Below are 20,018 nucleotides of genomic sequence, written 5' to 3' on the forward strand. Positions count from 1 at the left end.
TGTCGAACGCTGCGAAGTACCACACCGACGCTCCACTTTGACCACAAAAGCGAGAGGTATTTCGACCGTGACCGAAAAATCAGGGTCGGCAGCATCGCCGACCGGATATCCCCCGAGCACCGACACTCTGAGCCCGGACGAGACCAAGGTTCTCCATCGCGCCATCGGCGGATCCGCGCTCGGTAACGCCGTCGAGTGGTTCGACTACGCGGTGTACGGCTACCTGGCCGTGTACATCGCCGCCAACTTCTTCCCGTCCGAGGACGGGGGAGCAAGCCTGCTCTCCACGTTCGCCGTGCTGGCCGCGTCGTTCATCATTCGCCCCATCGGCGGCATCGTGCTCGGCCCACTCGGAGACCGCATCGGCCGCCAGAAGGTCTTGGTTCTGACCGTCTCGATGATGACGTTGGCCACGGCGACCATCGGCGTGCTGCCGACGTTCGACACCATCGGCATCGCCGCACCGCTTCTGCTGCTCGTCTGCCGTTTGGTGCAGGGCTTCTCCACCGGTGGTGAATACGGCGGCGCAGCTGTGTTCATGGCCGAATACGCGCCGGACAAGCGCCGCGGATTCTTCGGATCGTTCCTCGAATTCGGCACTCTCGCAGGAACCGTGGGCGGTGCCACCCTGTGCACCCTGCTCAACGTCGCGCTCGGCGACGAGACGATGGAGGCGTGGGGCTGGCGAATCCCGTTCCTGGTGACTCTGCCGCTCGGCATCGTCGCACTGTGGTTGCGGACCCGGCTCGAGGATTCTCCCGTGTTCGCCGAGGCCAAGGAAGACGGCGGTACGGTCGAGGAAGGCGCAGGTGGGGCCATGGCCTCGCTCAAGACCACGATGACGTACTGGCAGCGGATCCTGATCCTGATGGGATTCGTGCTGCTGCTCAACATCGCCTACTACACGGTGCTGACGTTCTTGCCCTCGTATCTCAGCGACACGTTGGGGCACAGTACGACTCAGTCCAACTTCACCCTCGTGGCGATCATGATCATCATGATGGCGATCATCAACCCCATCGGTGCGCTGTCCGACCGAGTGGGCCGAAAGCCGTTGCTGCTGGCGGCCTGCATCGGGTACTTCGTGTTCAGCGTTCCGCTGTTCCTGCTGATCATCAACACCGGACTGATCGGCCAGAGCGTCGGCCTGCTCGGTCTCGGAGTGTTGCTGGTGATCATGTGCTCCTGTGTTTCGTCGACCCTGCCAGCACTGTTCCCGACTCAGGTGCGTTACGGGGCGTTCGCCATCGGGTACAACGTCTCGACGGCGCTCTTCGGCGGTACGGCTCCGCTGATCCTGACGTTCCTGATCGACCGAACCGGATCGAACCTGGTCCCGGGTTGGTACATGATGATCGCGGCTGCCATCGCCTTCGTGCCGATTCTGCTGATGCCGGAAACCGCCGGCCGCTCGTTGCGCGGAACCCAGTGCCCCGGCGACAACGACGACGAGGTGGCCGCGTCCGGCGTCGAACTCGTCGGATACAAGAAGAAGTAGTGGCACCTGTTCTCGTCGTTCTGCACGCCGGCGACCTTCCCGACGGTCTCGACTCCGTCGAGGAGGTCGCCGACGTCCGGTACGCCACCGCCGACACCCTCGGTGATGCGGTCGACGGGGCCGACGCGCTGCTGTTGTGGGACTTCTTCTCTCCCGCAGTCCGATCCGCGTGGCCCCGCTGCGGCTCGCTGAAATGGATACACATCGCCGCGGCAGGCGTCGACTCGTTGATGTTCGACGAGTTGGTCGATTCCGATGTGATCGTGACCAATTCGCGGGGCGTATTCGATCGGCCGATCGCGGAGTTCGTGCTGGCGCAGATCCTCGCGTTCGCCAAGGACTCCGAACGTTCTCGCGCACTGCAGCAATCGAAGGTCTGGCAGCATCGCGAGACCGAACGAATCGACGGTGCCCACGCGATGATCGTGGGAACAGGAGCGATCGGTCGGGCCATCGCCACCATGCTCACTGCAGTGGGGATGTCGGTCTCGGGCGTGGGGCGAACACAGCGAGAGGGTGATCGCGATTTCGGAACCGTGTACGCCAGCGGCGACCTGGGTGCCGTGGTAGCCCGAGCCGACTATCTGGTGCTCGTCGCGCCACTCACCGAACAGACGAGGGGACTTGTCGACGACGCGGTGTTGGCCGCGATGAAGCCCGGATCCCGGGTGATCAACGTCGGCCGTGGGGAGTTGCTCGATACCGATGCACTGCTGGCACACCTTGCCACCGGGCACATCGCGGGGGCCGCACTCGATGTGTTCGACACCGAGCCGCTCTCGGCCGACCACCCGTTGTGGACGGCCGAGAACGTCATCGTCACCCCGCACATGAGCGGTGATGCCTCGGGGTGGAAGCAGCGGCTCGCGGAGTTGTTCGTGGACAACGCACTTCGGCATTTTAAGGGCGAACCCCTGCGCAACGTCGTGGACAAGAAGCTCGGGTTCGTGGTGTGAGCGCTCAGTAGGCCCGCTCGTACTGCGGTGCCACGGCCGGGAGCATCTCGACGCCGAGTTCGCGGGCGGCGCGCCGCGGCCAGTACGGATCACGCAGCAGTTCGCGCGCCAGCAGGACAGCCGTTGCCTCTCCCAGCGAGACGATGTCCTCGGCCTGCTTGGATTCGGTGATCATGCCGACCGCAGCGGCCGGCATCGTGGTCTCGTTCTGGATTCGCCGGGCGAACGGAACCTGGTAGCCGGGACCGACCGGAATCTTGGCGTGCACGTTGCCTCCGGTGGAGGTGTCGACCAGATCCACCCCGTGCTCGGTGAGTATCTGCGACAACGCGACGGTCTGATCCGACGTCCAGCTCGCAGCCTCCAATTCGGCTGAATGCTCACTGTTCTCGGGCTCGTCGAGCCAGTCCGTGGCCGACAGGCGAACGAACAGCGGCAGCTCCTCGGGCCACACCTCACGCACGGCGTCGACGACCTCGATCAGCAGGCGCGTGCGGCCCGCGAAATCTCCGCCGTACGAGTCGGTACGGGTGTTGCTGACGGGAGACAGGAACTGGTGCAGCAGGTATCCGTGCGCCCCGTGCACCTCGGCCACCTGGAAACCCGCCTTCAGCGCACGCTGGGCGGCAGTGCGGAAGTCGTCGACGATCTTCGTGATGTCCTCGGTCGTCGCCTCCCGCGGGCTCGCGTAGTCACCGAACGCAACCTCGCTGGGGCCGACGGTCTCCCAACTTCGGGGGTCCTCGGCCGGCAAGGACTTGCCACCCACCCAGGGAGCAGCGGTCGACGCCTTGCGCCCCGCGTGTGCCAGCTGAATGCCCGGGACGGTTCCGAAGGACGAGATCTCGGTGACGATTTTTGCCAATGCATCGGCCTGGGTGTCGTTCCAGATGCCCAGGTCCGACGGGCTGATGCGCCCCTCGGGGCTCACGGCGGCGGCTTCGGTGATGATCAGACCGGCACCGCCGATCGCCCGGCTCACCAGGTGGGTGCGGTGCCAGTCGCCCGCGACGCCGACGTTGTCACCCGCCTCGTCGGCCGAGTACTGGCACATCGGTGCCATCCACACCCGGTTCGGGAAGGTGACGTTGCGCAGGGTCAGGGGCTCGAACAGCACACTCACGAGGGGTTCCTCCGGTCTTCGGGCTGCGCCGACGTTCGGTCGACGATCTTCACGCTGTGCTGCAACGACGCGGCGATGCAGCTTCATTCCCGGCCCCTATTAGTGTGTAGTTCATGACAGCTTCCGTCTCGGCCGAACCGGTGACCAGCACTGCCGACGAGCGAGAGAACGTGCACGCCGCAGCACGCCGAGCGCGCTCCGCATCGCGGGCGCTCGCGCTGCTGACGACCGCAGAGAAGGACGCGGTGCTGCACGCTGCGGCAGATGCCGTCGTAGCTGCCTCGGAGTCGGTACTCGCCGCGAACGCAGTCGACATCGAGAACGCGCGAGCGGCCGGTACCGACGAGGGTCTGCTCGACCGGCTGCGGCTGACCGCGTCGCGCATCGACGGCATCGCGGCGGGACTGCGTCAGGTGGCCGGGTTGCCGGATCCGATCGGTGAGATCATCCGCGGTTCGACGCTGCCCAACGGGCTGGAGATTCGTCAGCTGAGAGTTCCCCTCGGTGTGGTGGGGATGGTCTACGAGGCCCGGCCCAACGTCACCGTCGACGCGTTCGGCCTCGCGTTCAGATCCGGCAACGCGGTGCTGCTCCGCGGTTCGTCGTCGGCGGCGCAGTCCAATGCGGCGTTGGTCGAGGCACTGCAGGGAGCGTTGCGCGATCACGGTCTGCCCGAGGCAGCGGTGCAACTTCTGGGAAGCGCCGATCGTGCCACGGTCACGCACCTCATTCAGGCTCGCGGTTTGGTCGACGTGGTGATTCCGCGTGGTGGAGCCGGTCTGATCGCTGCGGTCGTGCGCGATGCCACGGTTCCGACCATCGAGACCGGCGTCGGAAACTGCCACGTGTACATCCATGCCTCTGCCGATCCGGAGACGGCCGAGAAGATCGTGCTCAACGCCAAGACCCGGCGAGTCAGTGTCTGCAACGCCGCCGAGACAGTATTGATCGATGCCGCGATCGCCGAGACCATGGTTCCGCGCTTGCTCCAGGCCTTCCAGATGCACAGCGTCACGGTGCACGGGGATCTGCCCGGGCTTGTGCCCGCGCACGACGAGGACTGGTCGCAGGAGTACCTCTCACTCGACATCGCGCTGAAGGTGGTGGGCGGTATCGACGAAGCGATCGAGCACATCGACCGATACGGCACCGGCCACACCGAGGCGATCGTCGCCGCCGACATCGGTGCCGCGCGCGAGTTCACCCAGCGGGTCGACGCGGCGGCGGTGATGGTCAACGCCTCCACGGCGTTCACCGACGGCGAGCAGTTCGGGTTCGGGGCCGAGATCGGCATCTCGACGCAGAAGCTGCACGCGCGTGGACCCATGGGATTGCCCGAATTGACCTCGACCAAGTGGACCGTGTGGGGCGACGGACACGTCCGAGACTGACAACCCTCGAACTACCGGCCAGACCCGATCATCAGGAGCTGTGACATGGATCGTGCCCTACCGACGACACCCCCGCTGTTCGCCAGCGTGGACGACGTCCAGAGGCGCCTGGCCGAGACGGGCTATCTGGCCGACAAGGCCACTGCCACCTCGGTGTTTCTCGCCGATCGCCTCGGCAAACCGCTGCTGATCGAAGGTCCGGCGGGAGTCGGCAAGACCGAGCTGGCCCGTGCCGTCGCGCAGACGACCGGGGCCGAACTGGTGCGGCTGCAGTGCTACGAGGGTGTCGACGAGGCTCGCGCGCTGTACGAGTGGAACCACGCCAAGCAGATTCTGCGCATCCAGTCTGGTACCGCTGCCGACTGGGACTCGACCAAGCTGGACGTGTTCTCCGAGGAGTTCCTGCTTGCGCGCCCGCTTCTGCAGGCCATTCGCCGGACCGATCCCACGGTTCTGCTCATCGACGAGACCGACAAGGCCGACGTCGAGATCGAAGGACTGCTGCTCGAGGTACTGAGCGACTTCGCGATCACCATTCCCGAACTCGGCACGATCGTGGCCGAGCGGACGCCGTTCGTGGTGCTCACCTCGAACGCCACCCGTGAACTGTCCGAGGCCCTCAAGCGTCGGTGCTTGTTCCTGCACCTCGACTTTCCGGACGCCGACCTCGAGCGTCGGATTCTGGCCAGCAGGGTTCCCGACCTACCCGAGGCGATCGCCGAGCAGATGATCAAGACCGTGCGGGTACTGCGCGCGATGCAGCTCAAGAAGTTGCCCTCGGTGGCCGAGACCATCGACTGGGGACGCACTCTGTTGGCGCTCGGTATGGACACCCTCGACGACGAAGCGGTTCGCTCCACACTCGGTGTGGTGCTCAAGCATCAGTCGGACCAGGTTCGTGCGGCAGCCGAACTCCGGCTCAACTGACATGCAGGCCCCACACGGAATTCCCGGTCACCTCGTCGGTTTCGTCGACGCACTGCGTCGGCGTGGAATTTCGGTCGGGCCGTCGGAGACGGTCGATGCCGGACGCGTCCTGTCGGTTCTCGATCTGCTCGATCGGGAGGCCGTGCGCGAGGGTCTGGCCTGTGCACTGCTGCGCCGTCCGACGCACCGCGGAGTGTTCGACGCCCTGTTCGACCTGTGGTTCCCGGTGGCATCGGGTACCAGGGACTCGGGGCAGATCGATACCGCCCTGCCCCGCACCGATGCCGGCGACGTCGACATCGATGCTCTCCGCGAGCTGTTGGTCGATCTGCTCTCGGACGATTCGGCCGAGGCCGCCGAGTTGACCCAGATGCTGGCGGCGCAGATGGTCGAGGAACTCGGACAATACAAGTCCTCGAACGGGCCCTCGTTCTCGGCATATCAGGCGCTGCGCGACGTAGCGCCCGAAACGTTGCTGCGCAAGATTCTCGACGGATTGCTCGGGCGCAGCGACGACGCACCCGATCGCCCCACCGACGACTACGAGTCCGAGGTTGCCAAACGCACTGCAGCGCAACGCATCGCAGATCTGCGCAAGATGATCGAGAGCGAGACGAGGCGTCGGTCGGCAGAAAAGCTTGGCCGTGAGCGAGTGGCGAGCTACGGGGTACCCAAGCTCGCGGAGGAAGTCGATTTCCTGCGGGCCTCGGACACGGAGATGGCGGCGCTGCGACGCAACGTCACCCCTCTCGCCCGGTTGTTGGCATCGCGACTTGCGGTGCGGCGCAGCCGAAGCAGACACGGCTCGATCGATCTGCGGCGTACGCTGCGCAAGTCGATGTCCACCGGCGGTATTCCGATCGACCTGGTCGAGCGCAAGCCGCGGCGAGCGCGCCCCGAATTGGTTGTACTGTGCGATGTCTCGGGCTCGGTGGCAGGATTCAGTAATTTCACTCTGCTGTTGGTGCATGCACTGCGAGAGCAGTTCTCGCGCGTGCGCATCTTCGCGTTCATCGACTCCACCGACGAGGTGACGCGATTCTTCGATTCCGGTGCCGACCTCGGAGCGGCGATGAGTCGCATCGTTCGCGAGTCCGATCTGGTGACGTACGACGGCCACTCGGACTACGGCCATGCACTGACGACGTTCGACGAGAAGTACGCGCACGCGGTCACCAGTCGCAGCTCGGTGCTGATTCTCGGGGACGCCCGCACCAACTACCGCGAGCCGAAGCTGCCGGCGTTGGCGCACATCGTGTCGGTGGCCAAACATGCGTACTGGCTCAATCCCGAACCGAAATCGCAGTGGGGTTCCGGCGATTCGGCTGCCAAGGTGTACTCCGACGTGATCGCGATGCACGAGTGCCGATCGGCTCAGCAGCTCGCCACCGTGGTCTCGCGTTTGCTGCCGGTGTGAGGCGTGTGACGGCCGGCGGCACGCCGGCCGTAGAATCGGCGGTTGTGCAGCGCGAATCCGACCCCGGCGACGACACCGGTAGGCAGTCCGTCCGCCGTTTGGGCGTGATGGGCGGCACCTTCGACCCGATTCACCACGGGCACCTCGTCGCGGCCAGCGAAGTGGCGAACAAGTTCCGCCTGGACGAGGTCATCTTCGTCCCCACCGGAAACCCGTGGCAGAAGGAAGGCAAGACGGTCAGCCCGGCAGAGGATCGCTACCTGATGACGGTCATCGCGACCGCGTCCAATCCGCGTTTCTCGGTCAGTCGGGTGGACGTCGACCGGGAGAAGTCGACCTACACCGTCGACACCCTGCGCGATCTGCGGACCCAGCATCCCAACGCCGAGCTGTACTTCATCACCGGGGCGGATGCGCTCGAGTCGATCCTCACGTGGCAGAACTGGGAGGAGTTGTTCGAGCTCGCCAAGTTCGTCGGTGTCTCGCGTCCCGGGTTCGAGCTCGGCGTCGAACATCTCGCCAACCACCTTCGGTCGTTGCCCGCGGACACTCTCACATTGATGGAAATCCCTGCACTCGCGATATCGTCGACGGACTGTCGACTCCGAGCCGGTGAGAATCGGCCGGTCTGGTACCTGGTACCGGACGGCGTCGTGCAATACATCTCGAAGAGGAATCTCTACAGACCACGAGGCGCTCAGCGTCTCGACGGATCCGTCACCATGTCGGAACCAGCGCCCCAGAAGAAGCAACCGGCAGGGTCGGTCACCAGCGCAATGACCGCGAACCCGAGCCATACGAGTGGGAGTACACCGAAGTGACTGCAACAGCCGAAGCCGCCGAGATGGCGCGTATCGCCGCGCTCGCAGCCGACGACAAACTGGCCGGCGACGTGGTGATTCTCGACGTCTCCGATCAGCTCTACATCACCGATTGCTTCGTCATCGCCTCGGCACCGAACGAGCGTCAGGTCAACGCGATTGTGGAGAACATCGAGGATCAGCTGCGTGAGGCCGGACACAAGCCGGTTCGTCGCGAGGGCACCAGGGAAGGCCGTTGGGCACTGCTGGACTACTCCGACATCGTCGTGCACGTCCAGCACAACGAAGAGCGCAACTTCTACGCGCTCGAGCGGTTGTGGAAGGACTGCCCGACCATCGAGGTTCCCGGTCTCGGACAGCATCCGGCTCCGGAATCGGAGCAATGATCAGACGGCTCATCCTGCTTCGGCACGGTCAGACGGAATACAACGCCACCGACCGCATGCAGGGTCAGCTCGACACCGATCTGTCCGAACTCGGCCGCAGCCAGGCGAAGACGGCCGCCGCCGAGCTCGCGACGCGTGAGCCGATCAAGATCGTCTCCTCGGACCTGCGGCGAGCTCTCGACACCGCGAACGCGCTCGGAGAAGCAGCCGGGGTGGCGGTCTCGGTGGACGAGCGTCTGCGCGAAACCCACCTCGGTCAGTGGCAGGGACTCACCCACACCGAGGTCGACGACATCGCCCCCGGTGCGCGACCGGCCTGGCGCGCCGACGCCACCGTCGCCCCGCCCGGTGGGGAGAGCCGCATCGACGTCGCCCGACGCAGCGTGCCGCTGGTTCGTGAACTCGCCGCAAGCGTGCCCGAGTGGGGTGCCGACGGCAACGAGCGACCGCTCGTCCTCGTCGCGCACGGAGGTCTGATCGCGGCCCTGACCGCCGCGCTGCTCGATCTGCCGACCGATCGCTGGCCGGTGCTCGGTGGCCTCGCGAACACCAGCTGGGTGCAACTCGGTGCGCACGGGCCCGGGGAGAACCCGTCCTGGCGACTGGACGTGTGGAACGCCTCGGCGCGAGTGGCCAGTGACGTCCTCTGACGAGACGGCGGTGCGCCCCACGCTGCTCGTGCTCGCGGACTCGCTGAGTTACTACGGACCCGAGGGCGGGCTGCCGGTGGACGATCCGCGGCTCTGGCCCAATCTGGTTGCAGCCGAGCTCGGTTGGACAGTGGACTTGGTTGCGCGCATCGGGTGGACGAGTCGTGACGCGTGGTGGGCTCTGACTCAGGATCCGCGAGTGTGGGCCGCGATTCCCCGTGCCGGTGCCGTCGTGTTCGCCATCGGCGGCATGGATTCGCTTCCGTCGCCGTTGCCTACCGCGCTGCGGGAGCAGATCCGGTACATCAGACCGCCGGCTCTACGACGCGTCGTTCGCGCGGGATATCAAGCGGTGCAACCAGTTCTGTCGCATCTGGGTTGGCCCGTTGCACTGCCGCCGCGGCTCAGCGTCGACTACCTGGAGCAGGCCCGCGCCGCATTGGCCTACGTACGTCCCGAGCTTCCGGTCATCGGCACCTATCCGTCGGTGCACCGCTGCGATGCCTACGGGCGGGTGCACTCGGGTCGCGAGCCCGCCGTTCGTGCCTTGCGGGCGTGGAGTGCGGACAAGAACGTCCCCATGGTCGACCTCGCCGACGCCGTCCGACCGAACATCGAGTCCGAGAACGCGAACCCCGACGGCATCCACTGGGGATGGGACGCTCATGTCGCGGTCGCCGAGGCGATGCTGGAGGTGCTGCGACCCGTCGCCGCCGGATCGGTGACCCGATCGCCATGACCGTCGCCGTCGTCACCGACTCCTCGTCCTGTCTGCCGGCCACACTCGCCGCCGAACGCGGCATCGCGTTGGTGCCACTGCACGTGCTGGTCGACGGAATCGACCATCGCGAAGGCGTCGACGACATTCCCGAGCAGACCACCTCGGGCAAGCCCGTGACCACAGCGGGGGCTTCCCCGGGCGAGCTGACCGAGGTCTATGCCGCGGCTCTCGAACGCAGTCGAGGTGCCGGTGTGGTGGCCCTGCACATTTCCCGGGGACTGTCGAGCACGTGGGAGGCAGCACGCCAGGCCGCAGATCACGTGGGCTCGGCCGTCCGAGTCGTCGATTCCGCCTCGGCCGGCATGGGACTGGGCTTCGCGGTGCTCGCTGCGGCCGCGACGGCCGCCGGGGGAGCAGAACTGGACGAGGTGTACCGCGACGCCGTCGCCGCGTCGACGACCTCGCGATGCTTCATCGTCGTCGATCGACTCGACCACCTGCGACGTGGAGGCCGAATCGGCGCCGCCGCGGCGTTGCTCGGCACTGCGCTGGCCATGAAGCCAGTACTGCACATCAGCGACGGCAAACTCGTGTTGAAGGAGAAGGCGCGGACCTCGTCGAAGGCTTTGAACAAGCTGGTCGACGCAGCCGTCGCTGCCGCGACCGAGGTCGGTGACGAATCGGGGGTTGCGCTCGCGGTGCACCACATGCAGTGCCCGGAGCGAGCCGAGGACGTAGCCGCGATGCTGGCCTCCCGAATTCCGCACTCGACCAGCATCGACGTCTACCCCTTCGGTGCCGTTCTCGGCGCTCACGTCGGCCCCGGCGCGGTCGGTGTCGTCGTGGCTCCGGGACGCCGATAACCGGGCCCAGCCCTCGGTTCATCCACAGCCTCCGGGTTGTACACAGGGCAATCGGCGACCTGTAATCACCGGGGAGTGAACCGATCGCGGGCACTAGCGTCCTCGAGCATGGGCGGCAACGACGATCGGGCACACACGGTGGCGCGATTGAAATCCGTGCGCAGACAACACGATTCCGACCGCGATCGCGTCGTGCCCGAGGAGCCGGGACCTGACGCCGGATCCACCGACCCGGATTGGCTGCTGCCGCAAGCGGAACGATCAGGCACCCCGTGGTCGGCCTTGCTGCCGTCGCGATGGCGATCCGCCCGCGTCGACCCCGGGAAACCGGGGGCAGTGGCGATGGCGGCGGCCGGGGTGTTCGTCGTGCTGGTGGCGGGATTCGCGGTGCTTCGAGACGCACCGACTCCGGCACCTGCGCCGCCGCTCGCCGTGGTCGCGACCGGCACGGCTGATGCCGACGACACGGTGGATGCCGACGACGTGGTCGATCCGGTGCCCAGCGCCGACGCCGAACTCGTGGTGAGCGTCGTCGGGCTCGTGACGAGCCCCGGATTGGTTCGGGTGCAACCGGGTTCGCGAGTCGCCGACGCGCTGGCTGCGGCAGGCGGCGCAGTGGAGGGCACCGACCTGCTGGCGCTGAACATGGCCGCGCGAGTCGCCGACGGTGATCAGATCGTCGTCGGAGCAGTGCCGCCGGATGCCCCTCCACCGGTCAGCAGTACGACATCCGGGATCGGCACACCGACAGACGGTAGTAGCGGCGCACCGGTCGGTGTCGGAGGGTCCACACCCGATGGGACTGTGGACCTCAACGCCGCGACCGTCGCAGAACTGGACGCGTTGCCCGGGGTCGGGCCGGTCACCGCGACCTCGATCGTCGGTTGGCGAGAGACCAACGGCCGCTTCGCAACCGTGGATCAGCTGTCCGAGGTGGACGGGATCGGGCCCGGCCGACTGGCGAAGATCCGAGACCTGGTGCACGTCGGATGAACACCGAGGCCGCGTCGACCGATGCAGCGCAGACCGAGGATCGTCAGCCCTTCGATGTGCGACTGGTCCCGGCCGCTGCGGTGTGCTGGTCGATCACCGCGATCGGAATTCTCGGAGGCCCGGGTGCTGCTCTCGCTGCTACCGCGTCTGCGGTTGCGGTGGTGCTGCTCATCGCAGTATCCCTGCACCGGTTGTCGACTCGGCGCGCCTTGCCTGGTTCGAGTCGGTCCGGTGCGGCCGCGGTGATCGGGCTGGCGCTGTGCTTCGGGGGAGCGATCTGGCTTCAGATGAGTTCGTTGGCCGAACATCCCGTCGCAGCGGCCGCGGAGAACCGAGCGTGGATCACCGCGTCGGTGCTGTTGGAGGAGGACCCACGCCGGTTGTCGTCCGCCGGACCGTCGACGGTGATGGTGAAGGCCGAGATGACGCGCGTCGATGTGAGCGGCAAGGCACTGCACGTCGGTGGTCGGGTGTCGATCGTTGCTCCGGAGTCGAGTTGGTCGGCACTGCTGCCGGGCCAGGAGGTCACCGTGCGGGGCAGGCTCGGTGCGCCGATCAGACCCGACATGAGTGTGGCCGTCATCCGCGCTTCGGGTCCGCCCGTCACCGTGACCGAGCCCGGGGCGATCTCCGCTACCGCCGGCACGTTCCGGTCGAATCTGGCAGCGGTAGCGCAGAATTCGATGCCACCGGATCGTGCAGGTCTGTTACCCGGGCTCGTGGTCGGAGACGTCTCGCGGCTGGACGAGACGGTGGCCGAGAACTTCCGGGCGGCAGGCCTGACGCATTTGACGGCTGTGTCCGGAGCAAATTTTTCCATCGTGATCGGCGCGGTTCTGTTGGTGTTGCGAGGTATCGGAATCGGGCCCCGCGCGACGGTTGCGGTGGCATTCGTCGTGCTCGTTGCGTTCGTGATCGTGGCCAGGCCGTCGCCGAGTGTGTTGCGTGCCGCAATCATGGGGTCGATCGGCCTGCTCGCCCTCGTCACCGGCAGACGGCGGCAGGCGGTACCGGCGCTGTGCGGAGCGGTGTTGGGTTTGCTCGCGTGGTGGCCGAGGTTGGCGGTGGATGTCGGATTCGTGCTGTCGGTGTTCGCCACCGCAGGGCTCGTGCTCGTCGCGCCGATCTGGGTCGACTGGCTTAGAGCGCGCGGCTGGCCCAGAGCGGCAGCGGAGGTGGTGGCCGTAGCCGCGGCGGCGCACGCGGTGACGGCACCGGTGGTTGCGGCCATGGCCGGAACGTTCAGCGTGGTGGGGGTGGCGGCGAATGTGTTGGTTGCACCTGTCGTCGCTCCGATCACGGTGGTGGGGATCGTCACGGCAGTGATCGCTGCCGTCAGCGGCTCGCTGGCGGAACTGGTCGCGCAGCTGGCGTCCGCTCCGCTGTGGTGGTTGATCACGGTGGCGGAGAGGGCCGCGTCGGTGCCGGGCGCGGGCATCGTCGTCCCCGACGGCGTCGGAGGCGCAGCACTCGCGGCGTTCTCGACGGTCGCGCTGCTGACGGCGTTACGTTTCACCGTGTTTCGTTGGCTGGCCGCGGCGGTGGCGATAGCGGCACTCGCGATGTGGACGGCACACGTTCTGTGGTGACCGCTCGGACGAAGCGGATGCCGAGTGTGTCGGCCGCGCATGGCACGATCATGGTCGTGACTTCGAGTGTGGCTCCTCTGCATCTGGTTCTCGGCGACGAGGAACTTCTGATGGATCGCGCGGTAGCCGCGATCGTGGCTCAGGTGCGTGCGAATGCTGCGATTCCAGGGGAGGACCTGCCGGTCACGCGGTTGCGCACCGGCGATGTCAGCGCTCCGGAGCTCGCCGAACTGCTCAGTCCCTCGCTGTTCGCCGAGGACCGTGTTCTCGTGCTCGAGGCCGCCGCCGAGGCAGGTAAGGACGCCGCAGCGCTGGTGCTCGACGCGGCTACCGATCCGCCCGAGGGTGCTGTGGTGGTGGTCATGCACTCCGGCGGCGGCCGGGCCAAGGCGATGGTCGGAGCGCTGCAGAAATGCGGCGCACAGGTGCACGAGTGCGCCAAGCTCACCAAGCCCGCCGAACGCATCGACTTCGTGCGCGGAGAGTTCCGTACCGCAGATGTCCGGGTGAGCGGCGACGTGATCGAGGCGGTCGTCGAGTCCGTCGGCAACGAACTTCGCGAATTGGCTTCGGCCTGTTCGCAGTTGGTCTCCGATACCGGGGGCAAGGTCGACCTCGCCGCGGTGCGTCGGTACTACTCCGGCAAGGCCGAGGTCTCCGGATTCGACGTCGCGGACAAAGCGGTGATCGGAGACCGAGCCGGCGCTCTGGAGGCTCTGCGCTGGGCGATGCACCGGGGCGTGGCGCACGTGCTGCTCGCCGACGCGTTGGCCGATGCCGTCCGCACCATTGCGTTGGTGGGTTCGGCGGGCCGCGGCGACCCGTTCCGAATGGCAGGGGAGCTGGGGATGCCGCCGTGGAAGATCAAGAAGGCGCAGGGCCAGGCGCGCGGCTGGAACGGGCGATCCATAGCCCAGGCGCTGCGCGTGGTGGCGCAGCTCAATGCAGACGTCAAAGGTCAAGCAGCGGACGCGGACTATGCGGTGGAGAAAGCAGTGGCCGAGGTCGCATCACTGGGTAGGTAGCGTCGGCAGAGTGCAGAGAGCACGAAAAAGCCCGCTGCATCCTGATCGGATGCGGCGGGCTCGATCGAGCTCAGTGATGGATCAGAGCTTGTTGACTGCGAGAGCCAGTGCCGACTTCTTGTTGGCGGCCTGGTTCTTGTGGATGACGCCCTTGCTGGCGGCCTTGTCGAGCTTGCGGCCTGCATCGAGAAGAATCTCGGAAGCCTTGTCCTTGTCGCCCGCAGCCTGTGCCTCGCGGAACGAGCGGATGACGGTACGAAGCGAGGACTTCACCGACTGGTTGCGCAGGCGTGCACGCTCGTTGGTGAGAATCCGCTTCTTCTGGGACTTGATATTGGCCACGCGTAAAATCCTTGTCGTCTTCGTCGGTATTCCGGTCAGGGCGATCCATGCTGGAATGCCCGAAGTCTGCTGCTGAGCGTTGGAGCCCTGCGCCGAAGATCGAGAATACCAGTACCGCTGGGCAGAACCCAATTCGGACTCTCCTCGAACACCGTTTCAAGAAATTAACGCTTCCACCGCGCCTAACTCCTGTCTCTGTAGCAACATGGCCAGAATGAGTCCGCGATCGGCAACGCATGCCGCCACCAAGGCCAAAGCGACCAGAACCAAGACAGCGGATCGCGTCGAACCCGAGCTCGACGGGGTGTTCGGGGGATACTCCGACGTCGGCAAGTACAGTCTCGCCTTCGACGAGATGTTCGACGCGGACGGGCGCACCCGAACTCCGTACAAGGGCATCCACACCGCGCTCGCGCCGGCGAACGCAGTGGACCTGGACGCGAGATCCGACGCGCTGGGACGCGCCTTCATCGACCAGGGCATCACGTTCTCCCTGTCGGGCCAGGAACGCCCGTTCCCGCTCGACCAGGTTCCCCGCGTCATCGCCGCAGGTGAATGGTCACGACTCGAGCGCGGCATCAAGCAGCGCGTCAAAGCCCTCGAGATGTTCCTGGCCGACATCTACGGCGACCAGGAAATCCTGCGCGACGGCGTCGTACCGAAGCGGCTGGTGACCTCCTGCGAGCACTTCCACCGCGAAGCGGTCGGCATCACACCGCCCAACGGTGTGCGCATCCACGTCGCCGGCATCGACCTGGTTCGTGACGCCCAGGGCACCTTCCGAGTGCTCGAGGACAACTTGCGGTCTCCGTCTGGCGTGTCCTACGTCATGGAGAACCGGCGCACGATGGCCCGGGTGTTCCCCGACCTGTTCGCCAGCCATCGCGTCCGCGCCGTCGGCGATTACGCCTCGCACCTGCTGCGAGCACTGCGCGCATCGGCCGCCCTCAACGAGGCCGATCCGACCGTGGTGGTTCTCACTCCCGGCGTGGCCAACTCGGCGTACTTCGAGCATTCGCTGCTCGCGCGACTGATGGGCGTCGAGCTCGTCGAGGGACGAGACCTGTTCTGCCGAGACAACATCGTCTACATGCGCACCACCGAGGGCGAGCGTCAGGTCGACGTCATCTACCGGCGTATCGACGACGACTACCTCGACCCCATGCAGTTCCGGCCCGACTCGGTGCTGGGAGTGGCAGGTCTGGTCAACGCCGCCCGCGCTGGCAACGTCGTCATCTCGAGTGCCGTCGGAAACGGCGTCGGCGACGACAAGCTCGTCTACACCTATGTTCCGACGATCATCGATTACTACATGGGCGAGAAGCCGCTGCTGGCCAACGTCGACACGTTCCGGTGCTGGCTCGACGACGAGTGCGAGGAAGTCCTCGACCGCATCGACGAACTGGTCATCAAGCCGGTGGAAGGTTCGGGCGGCTACGGCATCGTCTTCGGACCCGACGCCTCGCCGAAGGAACTCGCCACCATCAGCAAGAAGGTCCGCGCAGATCCGCGCGGTTGGATCGCCCAACCCGTCGTGCAGCTCTCGACGGTGCCGACCAAGATCGGTGACCGATTGGTACCCCGCCACGTCGACCTGCGTCCGTTCGCCGTCAACGACGGCGACGACGTCTGGGTGTTGCCGGGCGGCCTGACCCGCGTGGCGCTGCCGGAGGGATCCCTGGTGGTCAACTCCAGCCAGGGCGGTGGCAGCAAGGACACCTGGGTGCTCGCCACCCGAACCTCTCAGGAGGAGCAGGAACTTGCCGGCGAGGAGATCGTCAGCGTTCCGCCGGAGTCACCGATGGCCGAACAGGGCCCGGAGCTGACGATGGACCAGCAGATGAATCAGCAGCAACAGCAACAGCAGCAACAACAGCAGGCAACGAACTCGGACTCGAACGGCGGTGGACAGTAAATGCTCGCGCGCAACGCAGAGTCGCTCTACTGGATCGGACGGTACGTCGAGAGAGCGGACGACACTGCCCGCATTCTCGATGTCACCGTCCACCAGCTACTCGAAGACGCCACGGTCGATCCCGACCACACTTCGCGAGTGCTGTTGCGAGTACTCGGGTTCAAGCACGAGCCCGATGTCTCGCTCGACGTGTGGTCTCTGACCGAGGTCGTCGCCTTCAGCCGCGACGGACTGGGTTCGATCGTGGACTCGCTGTCGAGTGCCCGTGAGAACGCCCGTGGTGCTCGTGAAGTGACGTCCAGTGAGATGTGGGAATGCTTGAACACCACGTACAACGGGCTGAACGAGCGCATCAAGGCGTCCAAGCGCACCGGCCCGGCCGAGTTCTTCAGCTACATCGAGGAGCGCGCCGCGATGTTCGCCGGTCTCGCGGACTCCACCCTCAGTCACGACGACGGCTACCGCTTCCTCCTGCTCGGTCGCTCGGTCGAGCGCATCGACATGATCGTTCGGTTGTTGCTCTCGCGAGCCGGTGACCGGCCGTCGTCGCCGGCGTGGGTCACCGTGCTTCGCTCCGCCGGTGCACACGACACCTACCTGCGCACCTACCGCGGCGCGCTCGACGCGCAGCGAGTTCTCGAATTCATGTTGTTGGACAGGCTCTTTCCGCGATCGGTGTTCTACGCACTCAACGAGGCAGAACGTTCGCTCGATCAGCTCGACCATCAGCCCAACAGTCGAGTCGGTGCGCGCGCCGAGGCTCAGCGCCTACTCGGTCGCGCTCGTAGCGAACTCGAATTCCTCCGTCCCGGTGAAATTCTCGACGATCTGCAGGAGCGCTTGCTCTCGCTGCAGGAAACCTGCCGTGAACTCGGTGACGCGATCTCCAAGCAGTATTTCCACGCCGCTCCGTGGGTCGCGTGGACCGATGCCGGCTCCGGAACATTCGAAGATCAATTGGAAGGTGAACTGTGAGCTGGCGTATGCGTGTCGTGCACACCACGGGCTATCAGTACGACGCACCGGTCACGTCGTCGTACAACGAGGCTCGGTTGACGCCGCGAAGTGACAATCGGCAGAACGTGATTCTGAACCGAGTCGAGACCAACCCGGTGACGCGTTCCTACCGCTACACCGACTACTGGGGCACAGCGGTGACGGCGTTCGATCTGCACGCACCGCACACCGAGCTGGAGGTCACCGGATCGTCGGTGGTCGAGACCGATCCCTTCGTCTACCCGGACGAGAACGCCTCCTGGGAGGAACTCGCGAGCGAGCCGGTCATCGACCGCTTCAACGAGGTCCTCGACAACACCGAATACGTGCCGAAGAACAGGCAACTCGCGTCGGTGGCGAAGAAGTTGTCGAAGGGCCTACCGCCACAGGAATCGGTGGTGGAGATCTCCAACTGGGTCAACCAGGAGATGTCCTACGTGCCGGGAACCACCGGCGTGCACACCTCGGCCGTGGAAGCGTGGTCGGAAAAGAAGGGCGTCTGCCAGGACTACGCCCACCTGACGCTGCTGATGCTGCGCAGCATCGGCATCCCCAGCCGGTACGTCTCGGGTTACCTGCATCCCAAGAAACAGGCCGCGATCGGTGCGACGGTGGAGGGTCAGAGCCACGCGTGGATCGAGGCCTGGACCGGTGCGTGGTGGGGTTACGACCCGACCAACGCCATCGCCGTCAACGAGCAGCACGTGTCGGTCGGACTCGGCCGCGACTACGCCGACGTGCCGCCGCTCAAGGGCATCTTCTCCGGCGGCGGTTCGACGGCTCTCGACGTGGTCGTGGAGATCACCCGGTTGGCGTGAGCCTGGTACGCGTTGTGCGCCCGTTCATGGGCGCACAACGCGCACCCATCAGTTCCAGCCGAAGTCGCGGCGCAATCTCTGTGCGACGGAATCGAATTGGGGCTTGCTCAGAATCGCACCCTCGCGTCGGATGCCGTCCTCGGGCACGTCGAGCACTCGATCCAGACGAATCCAGCTCGGTCGGCCTTCGGCGTCCCACGGACCGGACCCGATCGACTGCCAGTCACGGTCTCCGTCGCGGCTGCTCTGACTCGACAACATCAGGCCGAGCAGATCGTTGCCCTCGCGGCCGATGACCAGGACCGGGCGGTCCTTGCCCTGGCTTGCGTCCTCCTCGTAGGTGACCCAGGTCCAGACGATTTCGCCGGGGTCGGCCTTGCCGTCCAGGTCGGGGGAGTACTCGATGGTGCGGGCGCGTTGCGCCGTGGGCCTGGTCTGCGACGCCACCGGTCGGCCAGGACGAGGAGTCGGAGCAGACGTGCGTGTGGCCGTCCCGCTGATCGCGTCCTTGCCCTTCTGCAGGGCTCCGGACTTCTGTAATTGACGCAGCAGTCGGGGACCCTCGCGCATTGCGATCTTGCTCAGTTCCTTGCCGAATCTGCTCCAGTTGCCAGCCATGCGGCGAGTGTAGCGATGCAGACTCTGCTGCTCATCGCCCGAACCGCGGCGACGAGAACACCCGAGTCGGACAGCCGGGGACGGCGGACCGTTCTCGGCGTGGGACGATAGGGAAACCCGTTCGCTCATTTCGAACACGCCAGCCGAAGGATACGAGTGCCCAGCTTCGCCGATGCAAGGTTGGCCATAAGACACTCCTGATTCTGAGGTAATCCCCCACACAGGAGAGGGCCAGGCATGTTCGCACACACCACCACCACCGAGAACGCAACTGACTTCGAGCCGGTCGTCACGTTCGACGACTTCGACGTATCGATCGAGTTCACGTCGACGCTCGCGGTCAATATGGGCCGCGACGAGTTCGACCTACTGACCTTCGCGACCCGTACCGGGTACGCCGAATACCTCGAACGGACCGCCGAACTCGACCGACAGCTCGACGCGAAATTCGGTAGTGCTTTGCCCCCAGCGGATCCGGAACCTACCGATCCGTTCGCGTTGGGTGGTCTGTCTGCTGTGGTGTTCGGCTAGTCCGATGTTTTCGCGTCAGCCCGCGACGTCGGGCACGATGTAGCCAACAGTGCGGCTGCAGCGACGCGATGTTTGAGGAACGGCCCCGCCCTTGACTTCCCGGTTGAGGCGGGGCCGTTCTGCGCGGCACGAGCGGGTCAGCGCAGACCCCAGTTGAGCTCGATTCGAGCGATCTCGTCGAACAGCGTTCGCGCGAATTCTGGAATCATTGCCACTTCGATTTGTTTGGCCAGGTAGTCGACATCTTCGACGCTCGTGTCCAGGTGCGGCCGCAGGCTCTCAAACCACGCTCGGCCAGGAACAACGCTGAAATAGGTCGTTGTGGCCCCTCCCGTCGATCGGGCCGCGATTCTTGAGCGCTGGTATCGGTGTACACCCTCACGTGATGGTCCCCGTACAACCTCATATGTAGGTGCTCGGCGAGTCCTGTCGTAACTC

General features: G+C 65.7%; 20 protein-coding genes. 17 read left to right on the forward strand and 3 right to left on the reverse strand.

Features of this window, described 5'->3' with window-relative positions; all coding sequences use genetic code 11:
* The first annotated feature begins 67 nt into the window (after positions 1 to 67).
* Positions 68 to 1,498, forward strand: coding sequence for an MFS transporter (locus R4P47_RS20255; protein ID WP_231911481.1), 1,431 nt, complete (start codon positions 68 to 70; stop codon positions 1,496 to 1,498).
* Positions 1,498 to 2,454 carry a D-2-hydroxyacid dehydrogenase gene (locus tag R4P47_RS20260; RefSeq protein ID WP_394855426.1) on the forward strand — a complete coding sequence of 319 codons (957 nt, stop codon included), beginning with the start codon at positions 1,498 to 1,500 and terminating at the stop codon, positions 2,452 to 2,454. Before R4P47_RS20255 ends, R4P47_RS20260 begins: the two co-directional genes overlap by 1 nt.
* Positions 2,455 to 2,458: 4 nt before the next feature.
* On the opposite strand, the gene R4P47_RS20265 is transcribed toward R4P47_RS20260, so the two are convergent.
* A complete protein-coding gene (locus R4P47_RS20265) occupies positions 2,459 to 3,577 on the reverse strand; it encodes an NADH:flavin oxidoreductase/NADH oxidase (RefSeq protein ID WP_317785565.1) in 1,119 nt (372 codons plus the stop codon).
* 113 nt (positions 3,578 to 3,690) lie between these two features.
* Between R4P47_RS20265 and R4P47_RS20270 the strand changes: the two genes are divergently transcribed.
* From R4P47_RS20270 to holA, 11 genes are all read left to right on the forward strand, one after another.
* Positions 3,691 to 4,968 carry a glutamate-5-semialdehyde dehydrogenase gene (locus R4P47_RS20270; protein ID WP_317785566.1) on the forward strand — a complete coding sequence of 426 codons (1,278 nt, stop codon included), beginning with the start codon at positions 3,691 to 3,693 and terminating at the stop codon, positions 4,966 to 4,968.
* A 45-nt stretch (positions 4,969 to 5,013) separates the two neighbouring features.
* The gene (locus tag R4P47_RS20275) at positions 5,014 to 5,895 is read left to right on the forward strand and encodes an AAA family ATPase (RefSeq protein WP_269593789.1); all 882 of its coding nucleotides are present in this window, start codon (positions 5,014 to 5,016) and stop codon (positions 5,893 to 5,895) included.
* A 1-nt stretch (position 5,896) separates the two neighbouring features.
* A complete protein-coding gene (locus tag R4P47_RS20280; protein WP_068052413.1) occupies positions 5,897 to 7,312 on the forward strand; it encodes a vWA domain-containing protein in 1,416 nt (471 codons plus the stop codon).
* A gap of 107 nt (positions 7,313 to 7,419) precedes the next feature.
* A complete protein-coding gene (gene nadD / locus R4P47_RS20285; RefSeq protein WP_394855272.1) occupies positions 7,420 to 8,133 on the forward strand; it encodes a nicotinate-nucleotide adenylyltransferase in 714 nt (237 codons plus the stop codon).
* Complete coding sequence (gene rsfS, locus R4P47_RS20290) at positions 8,130 to 8,519, forward strand: ribosome silencing factor (RefSeq protein WP_032394567.1); 390 nt, start codon at positions 8,130 to 8,132, stop codon at positions 8,517 to 8,519. The genes nadD and rsfS overlap by 4 nt, the downstream gene beginning before the upstream one ends.
* Positions 8,516 to 9,169: a histidine phosphatase family protein gene (locus tag R4P47_RS20295; protein WP_149406220.1), complete on the forward strand. Its 654-nt coding sequence runs from the start codon at positions 8,516 to 8,518 to the stop codon at positions 9,167 to 9,169. The genes rsfS and R4P47_RS20295 overlap by 4 nt, the downstream gene beginning before the upstream one ends.
* A complete protein-coding gene (gene octT, locus R4P47_RS20300; RefSeq protein WP_317785567.1) occupies positions 9,156 to 9,908 on the forward strand; it encodes a diglucosylglycerate octanoyltransferase in 753 nt (250 codons plus the stop codon). Before R4P47_RS20295 ends, octT begins: the two co-directional genes overlap by 14 nt.
* Positions 9,905 to 10,753 carry a DegV family protein gene (locus R4P47_RS20305; RefSeq protein WP_317785568.1) on the forward strand — a complete coding sequence of 283 codons (849 nt, stop codon included), beginning with the start codon at positions 9,905 to 9,907 and terminating at the stop codon, positions 10,751 to 10,753. Before octT ends, R4P47_RS20305 begins: the two co-directional genes overlap by 4 nt.
* Positions 10,754 to 10,861: 108 nt before the next feature.
* Complete coding sequence (locus R4P47_RS20310; RefSeq protein ID WP_317785569.1) at positions 10,862 to 11,746, forward strand: ComEA family DNA-binding protein; 885 nt, start codon at positions 10,862 to 10,864, stop codon at positions 11,744 to 11,746.
* Positions 11,743 to 13,335 (forward strand): ComEC/Rec2 family competence protein, encoded by a 1,593-nt coding sequence (locus R4P47_RS20315; protein ID WP_317785570.1) that lies wholly within the window; start codon positions 11,743 to 11,745, stop codon positions 13,333 to 13,335. Before R4P47_RS20310 ends, R4P47_RS20315 begins: the two co-directional genes overlap by 4 nt.
* 50 nt (positions 13,336 to 13,385) lie before the next feature.
* Positions 13,386 to 14,360, forward strand: a complete 975-nt coding sequence (holA, locus tag R4P47_RS20320) for a DNA polymerase III subunit delta (protein ID WP_317785571.1) — start codon at positions 13,386 to 13,388, stop codon at positions 14,358 to 14,360.
* A gap of 81 nt (positions 14,361 to 14,441) precedes the next feature.
* Here holA and rpsT read toward each other — a convergent pair whose 3' ends face one another.
* A complete protein-coding gene (gene rpsT, locus R4P47_RS20325; protein WP_027497522.1) occupies positions 14,442 to 14,702 on the reverse strand; it encodes a 30S ribosomal protein S20 in 261 nt (86 codons plus the stop codon).
* Between the two features lie 355 nt (positions 14,703 to 15,057).
* Here rpsT and R4P47_RS20330 point away from each other — a divergent pair, with 355 nt between their 5' ends.
* Genes R4P47_RS20330 through R4P47_RS20340 form a run of 3 tightly spaced genes read left to right on the forward strand, consistent with a single transcriptional unit; the run spans position 15,058 to position 18,431 of the window.
* The gene (locus R4P47_RS20330) at positions 15,058 to 16,617 is read left to right on the forward strand and encodes a circularly permuted type 2 ATP-grasp protein (protein ID WP_255183248.1); all 1,560 of its coding nucleotides are present in this window, start codon (positions 15,058 to 15,060) and stop codon (positions 16,615 to 16,617) included.
* Positions 16,618 to 17,592, forward strand: a complete 975-nt coding sequence (locus R4P47_RS20335; RefSeq protein ID WP_068052387.1) for an alpha-E domain-containing protein — start codon at positions 16,618 to 16,620, stop codon at positions 17,590 to 17,592.
* Positions 17,593 to 17,600: 8 nt separating this feature from the next.
* Positions 17,601 to 18,431 (forward strand): transglutaminase domain-containing protein, encoded by an 831-nt coding sequence (locus R4P47_RS20340; RefSeq protein WP_094671346.1) that lies wholly within the window; start codon positions 17,601 to 17,603, stop codon positions 18,429 to 18,431.
* A 48-nt stretch (positions 18,432 to 18,479) separates the two neighbouring features.
* On the opposite strand, the gene R4P47_RS20345 is transcribed toward R4P47_RS20340, so the two are convergent.
* Positions 18,480 to 19,049, reverse strand: a complete 570-nt coding sequence (locus R4P47_RS20345) for a type II toxin-antitoxin system PemK/MazF family toxin (protein ID WP_269593796.1) — start codon at positions 19,047 to 19,049, stop codon at positions 18,480 to 18,482.
* Positions 19,050 to 19,286: 237 nt separating this feature from the next.
* On the opposite strand from R4P47_RS20345, the gene R4P47_RS20350 reads away from it, so the two are divergent.
* Positions 19,287 to 19,580 (forward strand): hypothetical protein, encoded by a 294-nt coding sequence (locus R4P47_RS20350; protein WP_317785572.1) that lies wholly within the window; start codon positions 19,287 to 19,289, stop codon positions 19,578 to 19,580.
* Positions 19,581 to 20,018: the final 438 nt, after the last annotated feature.

This window comes from Rhodococcus sp. IEGM 1370 (assembly GCF_033142325.1).
Lineage (GTDB): Bacteria > Actinomycetota > Actinomycetes > Mycobacteriales > Mycobacteriaceae > Rhodococcoides.